The sequence below is a fragment of the Bradyrhizobium sp. genome (genome assembly GCF_049586575.1).
Classification (GTDB): domain Bacteria; phylum Pseudomonadota; class Alphaproteobacteria; order Rhizobiales; family Xanthobacteraceae; genus Bradyrhizobium.
On sequence record NZ_JBAVCF010000698.1, the window covers coordinates 1 to 3,532 of the forward strand.

General features: G+C 58.7%; 3 protein-coding genes and 1 pseudogene. 1 reads left to right on the forward strand and 3 read right to left on the reverse strand.

Annotated elements, in window-relative coordinates; translation table 11 throughout:
• A partial coding sequence (locus tag WB528_RS25500; RefSeq protein WP_423891926.1) for a branched-chain amino acid ABC transporter permease occupies positions 1 to 1,584 on the reverse strand: 1,584 nt, incomplete at its 3' end.
• Between the two features lie 384 nt (positions 1,585 to 1,968).
• Between WB528_RS25500 and WB528_RS25505 the strand changes: the two are divergent.
• Positions 1,969 to 2,073, forward strand: a pseudogene (locus WB528_RS25505) (hypothetical protein); the annotation flags it as partial.
• Between the two features lie 11 nt (positions 2,074 to 2,084).
• On the opposite strand, the gene WB528_RS25510 reads toward WB528_RS25505, so the two are convergent.
• Both WB528_RS25510 and WB528_RS25515 read right to left on the reverse strand, forming a co-directional pair.
• The gene (locus tag WB528_RS25510; RefSeq protein ID WP_423891931.1) at positions 2,085 to 2,504 is read right to left on the reverse strand and encodes a hypothetical protein; all 420 of its coding nucleotides are present in this window, start codon (positions 2,502 to 2,504) and stop codon (positions 2,085 to 2,087) included.
• Between the two features lie 26 nt (positions 2,505 to 2,530).
• The coding region (locus WB528_RS25515) for a hypothetical protein (RefSeq protein WP_423891929.1) at positions 2,531 to 3,532 on the reverse strand (1,002 nt) is incomplete at its 5' end.

Consider the following 3,532-nt stretch of genomic DNA (forward strand, 5'->3'; position numbering starts at 1 on the left):
CGCTACAACCGGTCCAATGGCGCGCATTACCCGCACAAGGGCGCCTTCCGCGGTCCCGTTCTTGAAATAATAGTCGACCCATCCCCGCCACACGGACTCATCCGACTTGAATGATCGCAAGTAGAGCACGGGCCTCCTCGTATCATTCTGCAGGGCGGCGGCACCATCCTTGGCAAGGAAACTCGTGATCAAGAGGAAGCAAAACGCGGTAATCGAACCGTCGAGAAATTGGAACGTCAAATCGCCGCCGGCCACAAAATCCGGCGCCGAAACTCGGTGCAAAACACCGAGTACGATCAGACCGAAGAGGCCGAATGTTACGACCAGCAGCACCAGCATTGCCACGGCGACAGCGCGCAGCGCTTTCCACCATCGTGGTACCTTGATCAGATACGCTTCGTAGGGTTTGAGAAATCCCGGCGTCGCCGATTCGCGGCTCATCGCGTACCATGACGAGAGCTCTTGCCGGCGCGTGGCTGGACCAACCGACGGACGCCGCCAGTTCGCACGGCGAATCCAATCAATAAAGTGCCGCGTGCTCGGCACGAGCCCAAATGGCATGAGAAGTATGGTGGGAACCGCAAGCACGCCATCGAACACGTACCAGCTCATGCTTATCTGATTGGACATCGCGAAGTTATGCAGCAATGCGACAAGCATCGCTCCGACCACGGGTCCCCAAAACGTTCGCATGCCGCCAAGCACGGCCATGATGACAAATTCGAACGATCGGGAATAATGCAGCACTCCGGGCTCAACAAAACCGACCTCCAGTGCATAGAGGGCGCCGGCAAGCGCGGTGAAAAAGGAAGATACCGAAAAACACAGCCAGATAGAGCGCTTGACTCCAAATCCGCCCAGGCTTGCATCGCGGGTATCATCGCGGATAGCGGTTAGCGCGCGGCCGAACCGCGAACGCAGAAGCAGCCCCATCGCCGCTACGCCAACGGCGAAAATCGCGAGCATAAAATAATACAGCGATGCGGCCTGCGTGGAAAAATCGAGTATGAACGGGCCCAGGTTGATACTTCCCCGGCCATTGATGGGCATCCCATCAAGCCCGCCGGTGAGATCCTTCCACCGGCCCGCCGCATAGAAGCATAGTTGGTTGAATAGGAGGGTACAAACCGCAAACGAAAGCAGGCGCCACCGCTGGCTGAGGTTACCGAACAAAATGGAGACGAGACCGCTAAAAAGAACGCCAATCGTGCCGCCGACAATCGTGCCGGTCAAAACGGCCAGCGCTGTGGAGTGTACGGGGGACCGCAGGACGAGCGCGCACGCATAAGCGCCAACGCCAAAAAAAGCTGCATGACCGAGTGAAAGAACGCCCGTATAGCCCAGCAGCAAATTAAGCGACGTCGCGGCCAGCGCCGTCACAACGATCGAGGCGAAGATGAAATAACCGTAGCCGGAGTGCAGCCAAAATGGCGTCACCAGCAAGAATGCCCCTACGACGGCGCTGCCGGCGTACTTATTACAGGCAATAATACCGCAGAACTGTTTTATGGCGCCCGCCCCCAGGCATTCCCATTTTCGACAATCTTGCCTCATCAATCTGAAGATGACAAGCGCCGAGCCCATGGTCGTCTCTTTGAATCGAAAAGTTCGACCAAAAGGACTCAAGCCATCAAGCTTGTGGAAATAAATGTTAGCACACAACCACGTATGATGACACGTCCGTTGGCGCGGTGTTAACTAGGCTTCCGGCGAAGCTCGAGGGGGCAACAAACATACGTTTCTTGAGTGACTGCGCGGCAGCACTTTTCGTGACTGCGACGTTCGCAAGCGCCTCACAGGCAGCGACGCTAAACCAGCAGATCGATCCGTGCAATGGCGACAAGCAGCCCAAAGTAACGGTCGCGGCTTGTACCGCGGTTATCAAATCCGGACGCTGGCGCGGCAAGGACCTGGTATGGGTCTACGAGCATCGCGGGAACGCGTATTATAGCAGCGGCGACAACGATCGTGCGATCGCAGACTATAACGAGGGCGATCCGCCTCGATCCAAAAGAAGCCTTCGCGTATAACGACCGAGGCAACGCATACCTCACGAAAGAAGATCTTCCGCGCGCCATCGCGGACTATACCGAGGCAATCCGGCTTAATTCGAAATACGTTAGTCCACACATCGGTTTTCGTTTGCTGTATCTCAACCGCAACGGCAATAAAGCCGACTGGGATCTCGCGATCGCCGACTGCCGCGAGGCGATCCGGCTCGACCCTAAAAACGCCCGGCCTACTATTACCGCGGCCAAGCGCAAGACCTTGAGAAGGCTGTCGCCGACTACACCGAAGCCATCAAGCTCAACCCCGATATCGACGCCAGCGGCCCCTACAAATTGCTCGGCAAAGCGTTCGTCCTGAACGATTTTGCTGCCGCCATCCCTGATTTCAGCGAGTGGAGCAAGCGGGATCCGAAGAACGCCGATCCGTATTTGTGGCGTGGCCTTGCCAATCTGTACACCGGCGCGCTGCCCAAAAGCCTGGCTGACATCGACCAACTCACGACGATGGCTCCGAAATGGGCCTACGGGGCGCTTTGGCTGGATATCGTCGATCGGCGCAGCAATCTGTCAAGCCGCGTGCAACAAGCCATACCGCAGGTCGACATGACGGCATGGCCGGCCCGGATACTGAAATTCTTCCTGGGCGAACTCACGCCGGAAGCGGTGGAGGCTGCGGCGGACGTGATCCGGATACCGCCAAGAAAGCGGCTCAACTGTGCGATGCCAATCTCTTTATCGGCGAGTTCAGGCTGTTGTCCGGCGCCAAGGACGAGGCGGTCCTGCGTTTCCAGGCGGCAGCGAAGAGTTGTTACCAACCCGAACTGGCTGCCGCCAAGGCCGAGCTCAAAGCGCTCGGAAAGAGTCCATGATGCAAGATCTAGGCGTGGTTGGTCGTCAGCAAGGTGGCGCTGATTAGTGCTGGTCCCATTTGCTGGTCGACCGGCGAGGCCGCGGCTGACGTGCCGGGGCTTGGCGCGAACGACGCCATCGCCTGGGTGAGTTGCGCGGTGGCGCTGTTCGGGCGGCGCGCCCGCCACGCTGGCCGATACCCCGCTGATCGACCACTCCAGGCCGACCTGACCCATCGGGGCCGTCCCCGTGACGGTGTTGTTGCTGATGTCATAAAGCGTGAACACGCCGCTGTTGCTGTTGCGCATCAGCATGTCGGTCTCGTTGGCATTGCCGGAGAAGTTGCCGAAGCCCGCAATAGTCCACTCCAGCCCGACCTGACCCATCGGCTGTGCCGACGTGATGGTGTTGTTGACGATGTCGTAGACCTCGAATGCGCCGTTGTTGCTGTTGCGCAGCAGCATGTCGGTCTCGCCGGCGCGGGTCGAGAAATCGCCAAAGCCCGCGATCTGCCACTCCAGCCCGACCTGGCCCATCGGCTGGGCCGACGTGATGGTGTTATTGCTGATATCGTAGACCTCGAATGCGCCGGTATTCGAGTTGCGCATCAGCATGTCGGTCTCGTTGGCCCGGCCCGAGAAATCGCCAAAGCCCGCGACCGTCCACTCCAGGCC